Annotated in this window: 12 protein-coding genes; 4 read left to right on the top strand and 8 right to left on the bottom strand. The window is 68.7% G+C overall.

All coding sequences use genetic code 11. The features are described from left to right. Positions 1-37 precede the first annotated feature (37 nt). Positions 38-2,359, bottom strand: coding sequence for a glycosyl hydrolase family 95 catalytic domain-containing protein (locus GA0115254_RS10070; protein WP_093894935.1), 2,322 nt, complete (start codon positions 2,357-2,359; stop codon positions 38-40). A gap of 241 nt (positions 2,360-2,600) precedes the next feature. Here GA0115254_RS10070 and GA0115254_RS10065 point away from each other — a divergent pair, with 241 nt between their 5' ends. Then, complete coding sequence (locus tag GA0115254_RS10065; RefSeq protein WP_093894934.1) at positions 2,601-4,187, top strand: Na+/H+ antiporter; 1,587 nt, start codon at positions 2,601-2,603, stop codon at positions 4,185-4,187. An 18-nt stretch (positions 4,188-4,205) separates the two neighbouring features. Here GA0115254_RS10065 and GA0115254_RS10060 read toward each other — a convergent pair whose 3' ends face one another. Next, complete coding sequence (locus GA0115254_RS10060; protein WP_093894933.1) at positions 4,206-5,330, bottom strand: mechanosensitive ion channel family protein; 1,125 nt, start codon at positions 5,328-5,330, stop codon at positions 4,206-4,208. 37 nt (positions 5,331-5,367) lie between these two features. Between GA0115254_RS10060 and GA0115254_RS10055 the strand changes: the two genes are divergently transcribed. Further along, on the top strand, positions 5,368-5,946 hold the full coding sequence (locus GA0115254_RS10055) for a dienelactone hydrolase family protein (protein WP_256102479.1): 579 nt from the start codon (positions 5,368-5,370) through the stop codon (positions 5,944-5,946). Positions 5,947-5,992: 46 nt separating this feature from the next. On the opposite strand, the gene GA0115254_RS10050 is transcribed toward GA0115254_RS10055, so the two are convergent. The 5 genes from GA0115254_RS10050 to GA0115254_RS10030 all read right to left on the bottom strand — a co-directional run bounded on the left by GA0115254_RS10050 (position 5,993) and on the right by GA0115254_RS10030 (position 12,032). Beyond that, on the bottom strand, positions 5,993-7,015 hold the full coding sequence (locus GA0115254_RS10050) for a zinc metalloprotease (protein ID WP_256102477.1): 1,023 nt from the start codon (positions 7,013-7,015) through the stop codon (positions 5,993-5,995). A 285-nt stretch (positions 7,016-7,300) separates the two neighbouring features. Then, positions 7,301-8,962, bottom strand: coding sequence for an alkaline phosphatase D family protein (locus tag GA0115254_RS10045; RefSeq protein WP_093894932.1), 1,662 nt, complete (start codon positions 8,960-8,962; stop codon positions 7,301-7,303). 92 nt (positions 8,963-9,054) lie between these two features. Then, positions 9,055-9,870 carry a DsbA family protein gene (locus GA0115254_RS10040; RefSeq protein ID WP_093894931.1) on the bottom strand — a complete coding sequence of 272 codons (816 nt, stop codon included), beginning with the start codon at positions 9,868-9,870 and terminating at the stop codon, positions 9,055-9,057. 48 nt (positions 9,871-9,918) lie between these two features. Next, positions 9,919-10,641, bottom strand: a complete 723-nt coding sequence (locus GA0115254_RS10035) for a hypothetical protein (protein WP_176740055.1) — start codon at positions 10,639-10,641, stop codon at positions 9,919-9,921. 65 nt (positions 10,642-10,706) lie between these two features. Further along, complete coding sequence (locus GA0115254_RS10030) at positions 10,707-12,032, bottom strand: DUF2252 domain-containing protein (RefSeq protein ID WP_093894929.1); 1,326 nt, start codon at positions 12,030-12,032, stop codon at positions 10,707-10,709. 169 nt (positions 12,033-12,201) lie between these two features. Here GA0115254_RS10030 and dnaE point away from each other — a divergent pair, with 169 nt between their 5' ends. Further along, positions 12,202-15,741 carry a DNA polymerase III subunit alpha gene (gene dnaE, locus GA0115254_RS10025; protein ID WP_093894928.1) on the top strand — a complete coding sequence of 1,180 codons (3,540 nt, stop codon included), beginning with the start codon at positions 12,202-12,204 and terminating at the stop codon, positions 15,739-15,741. Positions 15,742-15,838: 97 nt separating this feature from the next. Here dnaE and GA0115254_RS10020 read toward each other — a convergent pair whose 3' ends face one another. After that, on the bottom strand, positions 15,839-16,018 hold the full coding sequence (locus GA0115254_RS10020; protein WP_093894927.1) for a hypothetical protein: 180 nt from the start codon (positions 16,016-16,018) through the stop codon (positions 15,839-15,841). Positions 16,019-16,242: 224 nt separating this feature from the next. Here GA0115254_RS10020 and GA0115254_RS10015 point away from each other — a divergent pair, with 224 nt between their 5' ends. Beyond that, on the top strand, positions 16,243-17,514 hold the full coding sequence (locus GA0115254_RS10015; protein WP_093894926.1) for an NYN domain-containing protein: 1,272 nt from the start codon (positions 16,243-16,245) through the stop codon (positions 17,512-17,514). Positions 17,515-17,554 lie beyond the last annotated feature (40 nt).

The raw sequence follows: 17,554 nt of genomic DNA, 5'->3' as shown, positions 1-17,554 counted from the left end.
CGCCCCGGCCGTACGGAGCGAGCGGCCCCCGCACATGTCAGGGTCGGCCCGGCAGGCCCCAGCGCGTCCACGCGCCGTTCGACGGCACATCGCGCGGTCCCGTCCCGGGGTGGCGCGCGCCGTGCGGAGTGACCACCGCCGTGCCACCGCGCGACAGGGCGACCGTGATCCGGCCCGGTCCGGCCTCCCGCCAGCGCAGCGGGCGCCCGTGTGCGTCCCGTACGTCGATCCGGCCTGCGATGGAGTGGTCCAGGGTCAGTGGGGCGCCCGCCTCGCTGTGCACCCGTACCCAGCGCGTGGCACCGCCGGAGCGGTCCGCGTCCACGAGGAAGGCGCCCTGGGTGCGCAGCGACGCGATCGACGCGTCCGCCCAGCGGTCCGAGACGGACGGGAAGACCTTCACCACCCCCTCGTGGCCCTGCACCACCATGTCGAGCATCGACTGGGCGGCGGACAGCGGGCTCTCCAGGGCGAGGTTCTTGCCCTCCCGGTACATCGTGTTGACGGTCATCTGGCAGTCCGCGACCACCTTCAGATCGGTGAAGAAGGTCAGGAAGTCGAGGGCCTTCTCCGGCTCGTCCATCACCGAGTACATGGACGAGGCGGTGGCGTAGCTGTAGCCGTGCCACAGCTGCTGCATGGAGACCCAGTGGTCCATGGAGCGCTGCATCACAACGCGGTCCCCGGCCCGGTCCCAGTTCCGTTCGCGCAGCGGGTGGAGCCAGAGCAGATGCGAGTGGTGCCGGTGCGAGTCGGCGAGCGGGACGTCCTTGCCGATCATGACGCCGGCCGCCGGGTCCTCGGCGTACGGGGTGAGCCTTCGGTCGATGTCCTGCCAGCGCTTCAGTCGCGGATCATTGCTGCGCAGCAGCTTCGCCGACGCGATCAGGGTGCGCACACCCCAGCGGACGAGCGAGAGGTCGTAGGTGCAGTCCTCGGCGTTGGCGTACTCGGGGGAGCGGGTCTCCAGCAGATGCAGCCTGCCGTCCGGGCCCTCGTGCAGGAAGTGCGCGTAGAAGTTGATGGCCTTCGCGAGGATCGGATACACCACGTCGCGCAGGACGGACAGGTCCATCGAGTGCCGGTAGGACTGCCAGACGTTGTGCAGGGCCCAGGTGAGATTGCCGAAGTTGTCGGAGACGTGGTCCGAGCCCGGGGCGCCGACGTCGTACGTATCGCCTGCGCGCAACTGCCAGTCGGAGGGGTGGCCCAGCGCGTAGCTCTCGCCGTCGCGGTGGTCGACGGGGACGGAGGCCGGGAGGTTGCGCTCGAAGCGGCGGAAGGCGCCCGTCACCGAGTCGAGTTCGGGGTGGTTGGAGCCGTGGATGGGCGCCATGCCGATCTGGACGTTGAGGTTCCACCAGACCGCGGTCCAGTTGTTGCCGACTTCGGGGAACCACGGGCCCCATTCGGAGATCGTCGGGCCCTCGGCCCTGGTCGACGCGGCGAGCTTGTAGAGCTGGATGAGGTAGAAGCTCTGCAGCCGCTTGTCCGGCACGGACAGGAAGCTGCGCCGGTAGTACGCGTGCCACCAACCGCGGTGTCGGTCCACCAGCCGATCGAGGTCGGTGGCGAGGGTGCGGTCCACGGCCCGGAGCGCGGCGGCCGTCGCCTCCGACACCCGGCCGGGAAAGCGGTACACGAGGTGTGCGGCGAGCAGTCGGCCGGTGCCCTCGCGCTGCTCGCGCCAGGCGGTGGTCCAGCCGCCGCCCGCGAGCAGCGGCTGCTCGACGAAGCCGTCGCCGACCCGTGGGTCCGGGTTGGCCGTGTAGTCCTCGGGCTTGCCGCTGCTGCGGGTGGTGGCGGCGGGCAGCCACTGGAAGGACCAGGCGGCGGACTCCTCGCCGGGGGTGGGCCGGGTGGAGATCAGCAGGGCGCTGGTGTCGTTCTGTACGAGAGCGGAGAACGCCAGGGAGCCGTGTGTGGTGGTGACGGTGCCGCGCAGCTCGGCGTCGTACAGATCCAGGGTCCAGTCGACGGCGGTGATGTCGCCGGCGAGGGTCAGGGTGAAGTACCCGATGGGAAGGCGGGAGAAGCCGATGCCGCCGCGCCACTGACCGCGCTGGTCCTGAACCTGGCTGTGACTGAGCATCAGCTTCAGGGTGTTGGCGGTCCTTCCCGCGTACAGCTGGACGCCGAGGTAGCCGTTGGCGAGGAAGGGGGCCTGCTGCCAGCCGGTGGGGAGCGTGCGCCAGGTCATGGCGGCGTCGCGGACGGTCTTCTCGTATATGTCGGCGTCCGGGTGGCCCGTCGGTGCGGGGGCGGCTGCGGCCCATGCGGTACGGGAGCCGGCGAGCCAGAGCGCGGACGTGCCGGCAGCGGTGGCGCCGACGAAATGCCTTCGGGAGAACGCGGTCACGTGGTTTCTCCTGTCAGTCATGTATGTGGTGAAGGTTCTTGTCCCTGAATGACACACGCCGCATACTGCCCGCCCAGGGGAGGTGGCGGAAGGGGGCTGACGGCATAAACATCGGAGGAATGGTCGATTAAGGAGGCGATACCGAGGGGGTGTTGTCTGGATTGCGGGCCTTGCGTGGCAGGCTTGAAGTCCAGATCGGCCGACCGAAGAGGTCGGCTCGCCGCATTCCGGAAGGCACCTCGTGGACCAAATGGCACTGCTCCTGCTGCTGTTGCTCGGAGCCGTGGTGACGGTGCCACTCGGGGAGCGTCTCGGACTGCCCGCGCCGGTGCTGATGACGCTCGCCGGAGTCGGCATGGCGTTCCTCAGCTTCGTGCCGAATGTGAACATTCCACCCGAGATCATTCTTCCCGCGCTGCTGCCGCCGCTGCTCTACGCCTCCGTGCAGCGCACCTCCTGGCGGCAGTTCGCCGCCAATAAACGACCGATCTTTCTGCTGGCCGTGGCGCTGGTCTTCATCACGACAGCTGCCGTCGCCGCGGTCGCCAACGCGATCGTCCCCGGACTGCCCATCGCCGCCGCCGTGGCGCTCGGCGCGCTCGTCGCCCCGCCCGACCCGGTCGCGGCGACGGCTGTCGCGGGCTCGGTCGGGCTGCCGCGCAGACTCGTCTCCATCCTGGAGGGCGAGGGGCTGTTCAACGATGTGACCGCGATCGTGCTGTACCACGTGGCGATCGCCGCCGCGGTGAGCGGTACCTTCTCGCTGCCGGAGGCGTTCGGGCTGCTGATCCTCTCCGCAGTCGTCGCCGTGGCGGTGGGTGTCGCGCTCGGCTGGATCACCATCAAACTCATGGGTCTGCTCGGCGATGCCACGCTCCAGGTCGGCCTCACCCTGCTGGTGCCGTTCGTCAGCTATGTCCTCGCGGAGGAACTGATGGGGTCGGGTGTCCTCGCCGTCCTCACCACCGCGCTCTTCCTCGCCGAGCACACCGCCGACGCCGACGACGTCCTCGGGCGGCTCACCGGCCGTACCTTCTGGGAGATCGTCGACACCCTCGTCACCGGGGTCGCCTTCGGGCTGATCGGCCTCGAACTGCACAACGTCTTCGGGACGGCCGACGGGCGCGAGCTCCAGATGCTCGGCTGGGGCCTGGCCGTCGTCGCGGTCGTCGTCGGCGTACGGCTGCTGTATCTGCTGCCCGCGACCTGGCTCGCCAAGCGGCTGCACACCCGGCGCGACGTCAGCGAGGAGATCCCCACCAGCTGGCGGGAGACCGTCGTCATGTGGTGGTCCGGGATGCGGGGAGTCGCCTCGGTCGCGCTGGCGCTCGCGATTCCGCTGAAGACGGACGACGGGAAGCCGTTCCCGGGCCGGGACGAGATCGTCTTCATCGCCTTCGCCGTGATCATGGCCACGCTCGTCGTCCAGGGACTCACCCTGCCGTGGCTGGTCCGCAAGCTACGGGTCAGGGCGGACACGGACGCCGAGGAGGCGCTGGAGAAGGACCTCGCGATCCGCGCCGCGAAGGCCGCGAAGCAGCGGCTCAAGGAGATCCGGGAGGTCGAGGAGTTCCCGGACGAGGTCGCGGAGCGACTGCAGCGGCTGGCGTACGACGTGGGGGCGCGGATCAGCCCCGACATGGTCGACGACGAGCGCCGCGAGGCGTACGCGAAGCGCGCCGAACGCTTCAAGGCGATCAACCGCGTCCAGCGCGAAATGATGTCGGCCGCCCGCCACGCGGTGCTCTCGGCCCGCAACGAGGCGGGTACGGACCCGGAGGTCGTCGACCGGGTGCTGCGGCAGCTGGACGTACGCAGCCTGCGGTGACGCGGCGCCCGCGCCCGGTCAGCCGCGTCCCGTGCGGGGTGACTTGTCCCAGCCCGTCGGCTTCTCGTCCGTGGGGTGGGGCGAGTCGGGCCAGTCGTCGCCCGGCGGAAGCGGCGCGGGCGCCGTCGCGATCCTCGGCAGTGCGTACGGATGGTGGTCGCGCAGCCAGCCGATGAGCTGCTCCCGCACGGCGCAGCGCACCGTCCAGATGTCGTCCGCGTCCTTCGCCGTGACGACCGCGCGGACCTGGATCGTCGACGGTGTGGTGTCCGTGACCGCAAGGGACCAGTTGCGGCCGTCCCAGGCGGCGCACTCGCCCAGGATGTCCCGCAGCCGGTCGCGCATCGCCGCGACCGGAGCCGAGTGGTCCAGATGGAAGAAGACCGAGCCGGTCATCTGGGCGCCGCCGCGCGACCAGTTCTCGAACGGTTTGCTGGTGAAGTACGAGACCGGCATCGTGATCCGCCGCTCGTCCCAGGTCCGTACCGCGAGGAAGGTCAGCGTGATCTCCTCGATCGTGCCCCACTCGCCGTCCACCACCACCGTGTCGCCGATCCGCACCATGTCGCCGAAGGCGATCTGCAGCCCCGCGAAGAGATTGCCGAGCGTCGACTGGGCCGCGATGCCCGCGACGATGCCGAGCACACCGGCCGAGGCCAGCATCGAGGTGCCGAACGTCCGCATCGCCGGGAACGTCAGCAGCATCGCGCCGACGGCGACGGTCGCCACGATCGCGGTGACCACCCGCTGGATCAGTGTCACCTGCGTACGGACCCGCCGCACCCGTGCCGGATCGCGGGTGCTCGCCGCGTACCGGGCGTAGACGGAGTCGACGACGGCCGCCGCGATCCGCACCACCAGCCAGGCCGACGTCCCGATCAGCACCAGAGTCAGGACCTGGCCGATCCCGGCCCCGTGGTCCTTGACGAGTGCGAGCCGGGTGTGGGTGTACGTGCCCCGCAGCAGCGCCGCGCACAGGGTCAGCTGCAGTGGTATCCGACAGCGCCGCAGCAGACCCCACAGCGGTGTCTCGTGATGCCGGCGGTCGGCGCGTCTGAGCAGCAGATCGACCAGCCAGCCGACCAGCAGCGTGATCACGAGCGAGCCGCCGACGACGATCAGCGGTCGCAGCACGATCTCCATCCTGTCGTTCTCCATGCTCCCGACCGTAGCTGGCACCATTGGCCTCATGAACATCATGCTTTTCCACTCGACGTACGGTCTGCGCCCCGCGGTGCACGCGGCCGCCGACCGGTTGCGCGCCGCCGGGCACGAGGTGCAGGTGCCCGATCTCTTCGAGGGGCACACCTTCGAAACCGTCGAGGAAGGCATGGCCTTCAAGGAAGAGGTGGGCAAGGACGAGTTGCTCAGGAGGGCAGTACTGGCCGCTGCGCCCTACTCCGACCGGGGCCTGGTGTACGCGGGATTCTCCTTCGGGGCGTCCACCGCGCAGACGCTGGCGCTCGGTGATGAGAAGGCGCGCGGTCTGCTGCTGTTCCACGGCACCTCGGACATCGCCGAGAACGCCTCGGTGGACGAGCTGCCCGTACAGCTGCATGTCGCGGACCCGGACCCGTTCGAGACGCACGACTGGCTGAACTCCTGGTATCTGCAGATGCAGCGGACCGGTGCCGATGTCGAGGTCTACCGCTATCCGGGCGCGGGTCATCTCTTCATGGACCCCGAACTGCCGGACCACGACGCGGCCTCGGCCGAGCTGGCCTGGAAGGTCGCGCTCGGCTTCCTCGCCACGCTGTGACCGCGCGAAGGGCCCCGTGCGGGGCCCTTCGGACGGACTGGGCGGATCAGCCCCGGTAGGCGATCCAGCTGTCGCTCATCCGCTGCACCTGGCCCGGGGTGAACTGGGTCATGCAGGAGTCGTACGTGTAGTCCATGAAGTTGTGGATCGGGTCGACCCCTGTCTTGTTGGTGCAGGTGTCGCGCCCGGTCGGGCAGGCGTACGCGGGGCTCGCCTCGGCCGGAGTGTCGGCCACGTAGTCGCCGTTGCCGTTACAGCCGCCCTGGAAGGTGTGGTAGAGCCCCATCCAGTGGCCGACCTCGTGGGTGGCGGTGTCGCCCTCGTTGTAGTTGGTGGCGGAGCCGCCGGGCAGCGAGGCATCGAGCATGACGACGCCGTCGTCCGACGGGTTGGACTTGTAGGAGCTGGGGAAGGTGGCCCAGCCCAGCAGGCCGCCGCCGAGGTTGGCGGTGTAGAGGTTGAGCGCGTTCGCGCCGCCCTTGCGCAGCGCCGACTTCATGGCCTTCTCGGCGGAGGAGCCCGGCGAGACGCCGTTGTACCAGGAGCTGTTGTCCGTGTAGTCCGTGCCGGCCAGCGAGAACTGGAAGCCGGAGTTGGTGTTGCCGCTGCCCTGGCCGCTGTAGGCGGCGTTCAGGACGCTGATCTGGTTGCTGATGGCGGACGCGCTGAGCTTGCCGGTCGTTCCGGAGTGCACCACGTGGAAGTACACCGGGATGGTGGCGCCCGCGGCGAGCGTGGAGCCGCTGAGCCGGCGGTCCGCGAGTCTCTCCTTCAGCTGGGTGTCCATGGCCTTGGCCTGGGCCGCGGTGAGTTCGTTGGGGTCCGCGGCGTGCTTGGTGCCCGAGGGGCGGGCCTCGCGCGCGGTGGCGGAGGTGCTCGCCTCGCTCGCGCACTTCTCGGCGGATGCGGCGGATACGGCTGACGCGGCGGATGCCGAGGAGGTGGACGACTTCGCGACGGCGGAGCCGGTGGAAGCGCAGAGCGGTGCCAGGGCCAGGGTTCCGGCCAGGACGGCGGTGCCGATCGCACGGTGACGTATACGCGGCGATATACGGGCAAGAGTGCGCACAGGGACTCCTCGCGGATGTGTGGGGGAGGGATTTCCTCACCCGCCGCCGGGAGATTACGTGCGCATGTCAGATCTTGAGGAGAATCGATCAAGCCCAATCGATCACGGGGCAAACCGGGGAAACGGGAATAAATAATTCTGCGTGTTCCAGAGTTTGAGACGTGGACGTAACGTCCCGCGTTACCCCGGCGGGCGGTGTGTCCCCATTGGAGCCGGGAGGCACGCCACCCGCCGTAGCGATGTAATGCGGCGTCAACATGGACCGCAGTGGCTGAAAACAGACCTTCAGTGCACCGGGCGGTCCACGCGCTCGACCTTCTGCGTCCCACTGAGTGTCCGGTACGAACGCGTCCAGGCGGATGTCGCGTCCCGCTTCGTCTTGTCGGAGACCACGTAGTAGTCCATCTGTGAGCGTTCGGCGGTCACATCGAGGACGCCGTAGCCGTGCGCGTCCATGTCCACCCACTTCACGTGGCGGTTGGCGGCCTTGACCGCTGCGGCAGCGACCACCGAGACGGTCTGCGGCGCGACATGCAGGATGTCGTCGAGATTGTCCGACGTCACCGACGTCACCACGAACTCCGTGGCGGCCGACGCCGAGAGCGGGTACGTCGCCGCCTTCACCGGTACGTCATTGGCCCACGCCATGTGGATGTCGCCGGTCAGGAAGACCGTGTTGGTGATCGACCGGTCCCGCAGATGCGCGATCAGCTCCTTGCGGTCGTCCGTGTAGCCGTCCCACTGGTCGACATTGACGGCAAGACCCTCCGTGGGCAGCCCCAGCAACTCGGCCAGCGGCTCCAGCAGATGCGCGGGTACGGAACCGAACGCGACCGGCGAGATCATCACCGACGTACCGACCAGCTTCCAGGTGGCGTCCGAGCCGGCCAGACCCGACTTCAGCCAGTCCAGCTGTGCCCGGCCGGTGATCGTGCGATCCGGGTCGTCGACCGAGCCGTTGCCGATCGTGGACTGCTGGGAGCGGAAGGTGCGCAGATCGAGGAGGTGCAGATCGGCCAGTTTGCCGAAGCGCAGCCGTCGGTAGACGGTGCCCTCGGTGGAGGCGCGGACCGGCATCCACTCGAAGTACGCCTGCTTGGCACCCGCGGCCCGGTCGGCCCAGGAGCCCTCCGTGCCCGGTGTGTGGTTCTCGGCCCCGCCCGACCAGGCGTCGTTGGCGAACTCGTGGTCGTCCCAGATCGCGATCACCGGGTGGGCGGCGTGCAGGGCCTGGAGGTCGGTGTCCGTCTTGTAGTTGCCGTGCCGGGTGCGGTAGTCGGCGAGGGTCAGGATCTCGTGCCTCGGCTCGTGCGGCCGTACGACGTACTCGGCGTCCGGGTAGCTGCCCGACGCGTACTCGTAGATGTAGTCGCCGAGATGCAGCACCGCGTCGAGATCGGCGCGGGCGGCGAGATGCCGGTACGGGGAGAAGAACCCGGACTCCCAGTTGGTGCACGACACCACCCCGAAGCGCACACCGGGTGTGGCAGCGCCGGCCGCCGGTGCGGTACGGGTGCGGCCCGTCGGCGAGAAGGTTTCCGTACCGTCGCCCGCCGAGAAGCGGAACCAGTAGGCGGTGGCCGGGCTCAGCCCCCGCACATCGGCCTTGACGGTGTGGTCGGAAGCGGCCTTCGCGACGGTCGTGCCCCGGGCGACGATCCGGGTGAACTCCTTGTCCTCGGCGACCTCCCAGCGCACCGCCGTATCGGCGCCACGGCCTGAGCCGGGCACGGCGTCGGGGGCCGGGGTGACGCGGGTCCACAGGAGTATGCCGTCGGGGAGGGGGTCGCCGGAGGCGACGCCGTGCAGGAAGGCGGGCCCGTCCGCGGCACGCGCGGTGGTGGCGGCGCCCAGCACGGGGGCGGCGACGGCCGTGGCGGCAGCGGCCTTGACGACCGTGCGGCGGCTGGGGGCGGATATCGGCGAAGAAAGCTGTCGACTGGTCACGGAGGAGAACCCTACTGACCGGTAGAGCGAACGGGCAGGCGAATGAAGGAAGTTCGCCTGCCCGTCGGAGAGCCGCTGTCGGGAGTTTGCCGCTAGCCCTTCAGGGCGGCGGTGATCGCGGTGTTGAACTCGGCCGCGGTCATCGGTGCGTTCTTGCCGTCCGAGCCGGTGAGCGGCTTGCCGTCCATCTTCAGCGTCGGAGTGCCCTGCACACCGCTCTTCTCGAACGCCGCGGACATCTTCATCGCCCAGTTGTCGTACGTACCGTCCTTGACGTCCTTCTGGAACGCCTGGTTGCCCTTCAGGGCGTCGACGGTGTCAGCGATCTTGATCAGGTACGCGTCGTCCTTGAACTTGTCGTCGGTCTCTTCCGGGTGGTACTTCGCGGAGTAGAGCGCGAACTTGTAGTCGAGGAACGCCTGCGGGCTGACATTGAGCGCGGCGCCGAGCGCGCTCAGCGCGTTCTTCGAGCCTTCGCCGTTACTGGCGTTGTCGATGAACGTGGCACCGACGTACTTGATCTTGTACTTCCCGGCGTCGACATCCTTGTGCACCGTCTCGCCGACGGACTGCTCGAACGTGGCGCAGATCGGGCAGCGCGAGTCCTCGTACAGCTCCAGGGTCTTCTTGGCGGTCGACTTGCCGATGACGACGGTCGTGCCGTTCTCGCCCGAGGTGTTCTTGGGCGCCGTGACGTTCTTCGCGTCCTTGGCCGCCTCCCAGTGGGACGGCTTGTTCAGCTGCATGACACCCCAGGTGGCGGCGCCCACGACCGCCAGCACGCCGACGATCGAGACACCGACGACGATCTGCCTGCGGGCCTTGTCCTTCTTGGCCTGGCGCTCGCGCTCGGCGCGCAGACGCTCGCGGGCGGCCGCCTTGTTGGCCTGGCTGTTGCGCTTGCTCATGTTCTTTTCTCCATGGTGTGGGTGATACGTCGTCAGGGATGTGCGTGCTCAGGCGGTGGCGCAGGCCGAGCGCGGCGGTCCCCTCCGTCCCACGGAGTGCACGAGCAGACGGGCGTGTGCGAGCAGGTGCGGGCCGCGTCCGGCGGGGCGCACCCTGCGGCGTACGGAGCGGCGTGCCGTACCCACCACGGCGACCGCGATCAGCAGCGGCCGGAACGCCAGGACGGCGACCGCGCCCAGCAGGCCGACGAGCGCGGACTCGCCGCGCCGCAGCCAGGCCGCGGCGAGCAGACCGACCGTCACATGGGCGGCGAGCAGCAGCCATGGCACCGCCGGGCCCGGGGAGGCCAGCAGCGCGGCTGCCATGTGTCCGCCGTCGGTCACCGAGGTGAGCGGCGTGCCGACGTCACCGACCTGCGGCGCGCCGGCGCCGATGTCACCGCCGCCGCACAGCACATCGACGCCGACCGAGCGCAGCGGCCCCGCGATCGGGCCGCCTGCCGCGCCGTAACAGAGGTGCTGGCCGGTGGTGAAGACGGTGTCGGCGGCCAGCTCCAGCGGGACCAGCAGTCCGGCGATCGCCCCGAAGCCGCGCTCCCGGCCGGCCAGCGCGTACGCCACGGCGAAGACCGCGCCGGCCAGCAGGGCGACGACGGTCAGCGGCAGTGAGACCTGGGAGAGCAGCACATGGGACGCAGCGGAGAGCGTCACGACGAGCGCTGTGAAAAGCGCCGCGCGAACGACTCTGAGCTGCGTCCCGGATATGTCCATCGTCGAGGAGTGTCGCATGCGAACCTGTAAGCGACCCCTGAAGGGGCCCGGTTGCGTGCGGAGCCCTACAGCCCCGGGATGCGGCCGTTGCGGAAAAGATCCACAAAGATCTGGTGGTCGGCACGGGCCCGGGCGCCATAGCTGTGCGCGAAGTCCACCAGCAGGCCGGCGAAGCCCTCCTCGTCCGCCGCGATCGCCGCGTCGATCGCCCGCTCGGTGGAGAACGGCACCAGCGAGTGGCCGCTCTCGTCGTCCGCCGCGGAGTGCATCGTCGCCGTCGCCCGGCCGAGGTCGGCGACGACCGCGGCGATCTCCTCCGGCTCGTCGATGTCGGACCAGTCCAGATCGACCGCGTACGGAGACACCTCGGCGACCAGCTGTCCGGCCCCGTCCAGCTCGGTCCAGCCGAGCCACGGGTCGGCGTGCGCCTGCAGGGCGCGCTGCGAGATGACCGTGCGATGGCCCTCGTGCTGGAAGTACTCGCGCACGGCCGCGTCGGTGATGTGCCGGGAGACCGCGGGGGTCTGCGCCTGCTTGAGGTAGATCACCACATCGTTCTCCAGGGCGTCGCTGTTGCCCTCCAGAAGGATGTTGTACGAGGGCAGCCCGGCCGAACCGATACCGATGCCACGACGGCCGACGACATCCTTCACCCGGTAGGAGTCGGGGCGGGTCAGGCTCGACTCCGGCAGCGTCTCCAGATAGCCGTCGAAGGCGGCCAGCACCTTGTAGCGCGTCGCCGCGTCCAGGTCGATCGAGCCGCCGCCCGCCGCGAACCGGCGCTCGAAGTCCCGGATCTCCGTCATCGAGTCCAGCAGCGAGAACCGGGTCAGCGACCGGGCGTCGCGCAGCGCGCCCAGCAGCGGGCCCTGCGCCGTGTCCAGCGTGAAGGGCGGTACCTCGTCGTTCTTCGCGCCCGTCGCCAGTGCGTGGATCCGCTCACGGTAGGCCGCCGCGTAGACCCGGACCAGCTCGGTGATCTGGTCGTCACCCAGTGCCTTCGCGTACCCGATCAGCGCGACGGAGGCGGCGAACCGCTTGAGGTCCCAGGTGAACGGGCCGACGTACGCCTCGTCGAAGTCGTTCACATTGAAGATCAGCCGGCCGTTGGCGTCCATGTACGTGCCGAAGTTCTCCGCGTGCAGATCGCCGTGGATCCACACCCGGCCGGTCCGCTCGTCCAGGTACGGGCCGCCGTGCCGCTCCCGCTCCAGGTCGTTGTAGAACAGGCATGCCGTGCCCCGGTAGAAGGCGAAAGCCGAGCCTGCCATCTTGCGGAACTTGACCCGGAAGGCAGCCGGATCGGCGGCCAGCAGCTCCCCGAACGCGGTGTCGAAGACCTCAAGAATCTGCTCCCCGCGCTGCGCTGCGCCGGTCTGGGCTTCCGACATCTCTGGGTGCCTCCTGGTACCTGACGTGCATGACAAATGGGACGGGCTTCGCAGCCCCTTCAACGCGCGACCGTACCCGGGAGTGCCCCTCGGTTGTCATCTCGGAGACGTAGACTTCCACGCTGTTCCCCCAGTCAGTCATTGCCTGTTTCCCCGGAGGCCCGACGCCGTGACCAAGCCGCCCTTTACGCACCTTCACGTCCATACCCAGTACTCGCTGCTGGACGGTGCCGCGCGGCTCAAGGACATGTTCGCTGCCTGCAATGAAATGGGCATGTCGCACATCGCGATGACGGACCACGGCAACCTGCACGGTGCCTACGACTTCTTCCACTCGGCGCAGAAGGCGGGCGTGACGCCGATCATCGGGATCGAGGCGTACGTCGCTCCGGAGTCGCGCAAGCACAAGCGGAAGATCCAGTGGGGCCAGCCGCACCAGAAGCGCGACGACGTCTCGGGCTCGGGTGGTTACACCCACAAGACGATCTGGGCGTCGAACGCGACGGGACTGCACAACCTCTTCCGGCTCTCCTCGGACGCGTACGCCGAGGGCTGGCTGCAGAAGTGGCCCCGTATGGACAAGGAGACCATCGCCCAGTGGTCCGAGGGCCTGATCGCCTCCACCGGCTGCCCCTCGGGCGAGGTGCAGACGCGACTGCGGCTCGGCCAGTTCGACGAGGCGGTCCAGGCGGCTTCCGACTACAAGGACATCTTCGGCGAGGGCAAGTACTTCCTGGAGCTGATGGACCACGGCATCGAGATCGAGCGCCGGGTCCGTGACGGGCTCCTCGAAATCGGCAAGAAGCTGAACATCCCGCCGCTGGTGACCAACGACTCGCACTACACCTACGCGCACGAGGCCACCGCGCACGACGCGCTGCTCTGCATCCAGACCGGCAAGAACCTCTCCGACCCGGACCGCTTCCGCTTCGACGGCACCGGCTACTACCTCAAGACGACCGACGAGATGTACGCCGTCGACTCCTCCGACGCCTGGCAGGAGGGGTGCGCCAACACGCTGCTGGTCGCGCAGCAGATCGACACCGGCGGCATGTTCGAGAAGCGCGACCTGATGCCGAAGTTCGAGATCCCGGACGGGTTCACGGAGATCACCTGGTTCCAGGAGGAAGTGCGGCGCGGGATGGAGCGCCGCTTCCCGGGCGGTGTCCCCGACGACCGGCAGAAGCAGGTCGAGTACGAGATGGACATCATCATCCAGATGGGGTTCCCGGGCTACTTCCTCGTGGTCGCCGACTTCATCATGTGGGCGAAGAACAACGGCATCGCGGTCGGCCCCGGCCGTGGTTCCGCGGCCGGTTCGATCGTGGCGTACGCGATGGGCATCACCGACCTCGACCCGATCGAGCACGGACTGATCTTCGAGCGGTTCCTCAATCCCGAGCGTGTCTCCATGCCCGATGTCGACATCGACTTCGACGAGCGTCGGCGCGTCGAAGTGATCAGGTACGTGACGGAGAAGTACGGCGCCGACAAGGTCGCCATGATCGGCACGTACGGCAAGATCAAGGCGAAGAACGCCATCAAGGACTCCGCCCGCGTCCTCGGCTACCCGTACGCGATGGGCGACCGGCTCACCAAGGCGATGCCCGCCGACGTCCTCGGCAAGGGCATCGATCTCAACGGCATCACCGACCCCAAGCACCCGCGCTACAGCGAGGCGGGCGAGATCCGGGGGATGTACGAGAACGAGCCGGACGTGAAGAAGGTCATCGACACCGCGAAGGGTGTCGAGGGCCTGGTCCGGCAGATGGGCGTGCACGCCGCAGGCGTCATCATGTCCAGCGAGCCCATCGTCGACCACGCCCCGATCTGGGTGCGGCACACCGACGGCGTCACCATCACGCAGTGGGACTACCCGCAGTGCGAGTCGCTCGGCCTGCTGAAGATGGACTTCCTGGGCCTCAGGAACCTGACCATCATGGACGACGCCGTCAAGATGGTGGAGAGCAACAAGGGCGTCAAGCTGGACCTGCTCGGCCTCCCGCTGGACGACCCGAAGACGTACGAAATGCTCTGCCGCGGCGACACGCTCGGCGTGTTCCAGTTCGACGGCGGTCCGATGCGCTCCCTGCTGCGCCAGATGCAGCCCGACAACTTCGAGGACATTTCCGCCGTCTCGGCCCTGTACCGGCCGGGCCCGATGGGCATGAACTCGCACACGAACTACGCCGAGCGCAAGAACGGCCGCCAGGAGATCACCCCGATCCACCCGGAGCTGGAGGAGCCCCTCAAGGAGGTCCTCGGCCTCACCTACGGCCTGATCGTGTACCAGGAGCAGGTGCAGAAGGCCGCCCAGATCGTCGCCGGGTACTCGCTCGGCGAAGCCGACATCCTGCGCCGCGTGATGGGCAAGAAGAAGCCCGAGGAACTGGCGAAGAACTTCGTCCTCTTCGAGGCGGGTGCCAAGGAGAAGGGCTTCTCCGACGCCGCGATCAAGGCGCTGTGGGACGTTCTGGTCCCGTTCGCCGGATACGCGTTCAACAAGGCACACTCCTCCGCGTACGGCCTGGTCACCTACTGGACCGCGTACCTCAAGGCGAACTACCCCGCCGAGTACATGGCGGCGCTGCTGACCTCTGTCAAGGACGACAAGGACAAGTCGGCGGTCTATCTCAACGAGTGCCGTCGCATGGGCATCAAGGTGCTGCCGCCCAATGTGAACGAGTCGCTGTCGAACTTCGCCGCGCAGGGCGACGACGTGATCCTCTTCGGCCTCACGGCCGTCCGGAACGTGGGTCAGAACGTCGTCGACTCGATCATCCGGTGCCGCAAGGCGAAGGGGAAGTACAGCAGCTTCCCCGACTTCCTGGACAAGGTCGAGGCGGTCGTCTGCAACAAGCGCACCGTCGAATCGCTGATCAAGGCCGGCGCCTTCGACGAGATGGGCCACACCCGCAAGGGCCTGGTCGCCCACCACGAGCCGATGATCGACAACGTGGTGCAGGTCAAGCGCAAGGAGGCCGAGGGCCAGTTCGACCTCTTCGGCGGCATGGGCGAGGAGGAGAGCGACGAGCCGGGCTTCGGGCTCGACGTGGAGTTCTCCGACATCGAGTGGGAGAAGTCCTACCTGCTGGCCCAGGAGCGCGAGATGCTCGGCCTGTACGTCTCCGACCACCCGCTCTTCGGTCTGGAACACGTGCTGTCCGACAAGGCCGACTCCTCGATCTCGCAGCTGACCGGCGGGGAGCACGCAGACGGCGCCATCGTCACCGTCGGAGGCATCATCTCCGGCCTGCAGCGCAAGATGACCAAGCAGGGCAACGCCTGGGCCATCGCCACCGTCGAGGACCTGGCCGGATCCATCGAGTGCATGTTCTTCCCCGCCACCTACCAGCTGGTCTCCACCCAGCTCGTCGAGGACACCGTCGTCTTCGTCAAGGGACGTCTCGACAAGCGGGAGGACGTGCCCCGGCTCGTCGCCATGGAGATGCAGGTCCCCGACATCTCGTCGGCCGGCACCAACGCCCCCGTGGTCCTGACCATCCCCACGGTCAAGATCACCCCACCGATGGTCAGCCGCCTCGGCGAGGTCCTCAGCAACCACCGGGGCGACACCGAGGTGCGGATCAAGCTCCAGGGCCCCCGCAAGACCACGGTGCTCCGGCTCGACCGGCACCGGGTGAAGCCCGACCCGGCGCTCTTCGGTGACCTGAAGGTGCTGCTCGGACCGTCCTGCCTGGCCGGCTGAGCCGGTTCACGGCAGACGTACGAGAGGGGCGCCCCGCGAGAGCGGGAGCGCCCCTCTCGGCCACCCGGCCTGCGGCCGTGACCGGAGATCCGCCCGGTCAGTTGTGGCCGAAGCGTCGCTGGTGCTTGCGGGCAACATCGGCAGGGCTGCCCTGGGCTTGCGACTGAGGCTGTATCTGCGGGTCGTAACCAGTCGACTTGGTCTCTTCCGCACCGTGCTCCGGACCCGCCGCGCGGTTCTGCCGGCTGCTCTGCTTGCGGTTCTTGTTCTTGGCCATGGTGTTCCTCCTACGGGGACTCTCGGGGCCAGGACCGCTGTCAGATTCACATAGCGGGGTAAAGCATGCATGTTGGATCATTACCGTGCGTAGTGAACGGGTATCATGCGCCGTTTTCCTGATCCGCCACGCCGATGATCGAGTTCCGGCCGTCAACCCCTGCGCGGTCGGGCAGACTCGAAGGAAACCCTTGGCAAAGACCACACCCGAACTTCTGGAAGAGGGTGGAACGCGTGGACCGTTGCGTCGTCCTGGTGGACGCCGGCTACTTGCTGGGTGCAGCCGCGAGTCTGCTGGCCGGGGAGCCCGCCCGTTCCCGCATCACCGTCGACCACGCGGCCCTCATCCGGGGCCTGCGCGAGCTGGCAGAGGCCGATACGCGGCAGCCGCTGCTGCGGATCTACTGGTTCGACGGCGCCCCCGACCGCGTACCGCAGCCCGAGCACCGCAGACTTCGTGTGATGCCCCGGGTTACCGTCCGGCTCGGTGCTCTCACCCGCAGCGACGGGCGCTGGGCGCAGAAGGGCGTCGACGCCGCGATGCATGCCGAGCTCACCGAACTGGCCAGGAACCGGGCCTGCTCCGACGTGGTGCTGGTGACCGGTGACGGCGATCTGCTGCCCGGCCTGATGTCCGCCAAGGAACACGGCGTCGCCGTCCATCTGTGGGCCGTCCAGGCCGCCGACGGCGACTACAACCAGTCCGAGGACCTGGTCGCCGAGGCCGACGAACGAAGAGTGCTCGACCGGGCCTGGATCACCCAGGCCGTACGGGCCAAGGAGACCGGCGGCGTCGGCGCCCCGCCGCCCGCCCCGCGGCCGGAGATCGCTGCGATCCTCTCCGCACCGCTGCCCGAGGCGGCCCTCGCAGCCTCCGCCGAGCGGGCATCGGAGGCCCAGGCCGCGGCCGCCGGCAACGGTGCGGTGCCGTCGCCCGAGGAGAGTTCCACCGCCGACCGGCCCGGCCACGTTGGAAGGGGCGTCCCCACACCCAAGGACCTGGCGGGCAGCCTGCGCGGACCCGGCGCCCAGCCCCCCCAGGTGTCGCCTGCCAACGCCACACTGCGCTGGTCCTCCGACAAGGGTTGGATGGAGCGCGGCGGACCGCTGGGCGAGCCCGCCGAAACCGCGTCCCTCCCGACGCTGGCCCAGCTCACCAGCGCCGAGCAGCGCTGGGCGGACCGGGAGGAGGACATCACCACCGTGGGCGGCGACCCCTTCGAAGTGGGTCAGGTCTTCGCCCGGCGCTGGATGGAGCGGCTGCCGGAGACCGCCCATCTGCAGAAGCTGTCGACCATGTATCCGCGCATCCCGCACCGTATCGACGGTGAACTGCTGCGGTACGCGGCACGGTTCGGCCTCCTCGCCCACAAGGACGACCAGATCGACGAGCACGACCGCTACGCGATCAGGGCCGGATTCTGGCGGGAGATCGATGTACGGGCCGCGGCGGAACACGCCCCGGCGGTGGAGCGGACGAGCCCGCCCGGCGACTGACGGCACAACGGTCGGGCGGTCGGGCAACCCGGCCTGCGAT

It is taken from the genome of Streptomyces sp. Ncost-T10-10d, from assembly GCF_900091955.1.
In the GTDB taxonomy this organism is placed as follows: Bacteria; Actinomycetota; Actinomycetes; order Streptomycetales; family Streptomycetaceae; genus Streptomyces.
Note: the sequence above shows the minus strand (reverse complement) of the source record. Positions and strands in the feature narration are given on the sequence as shown.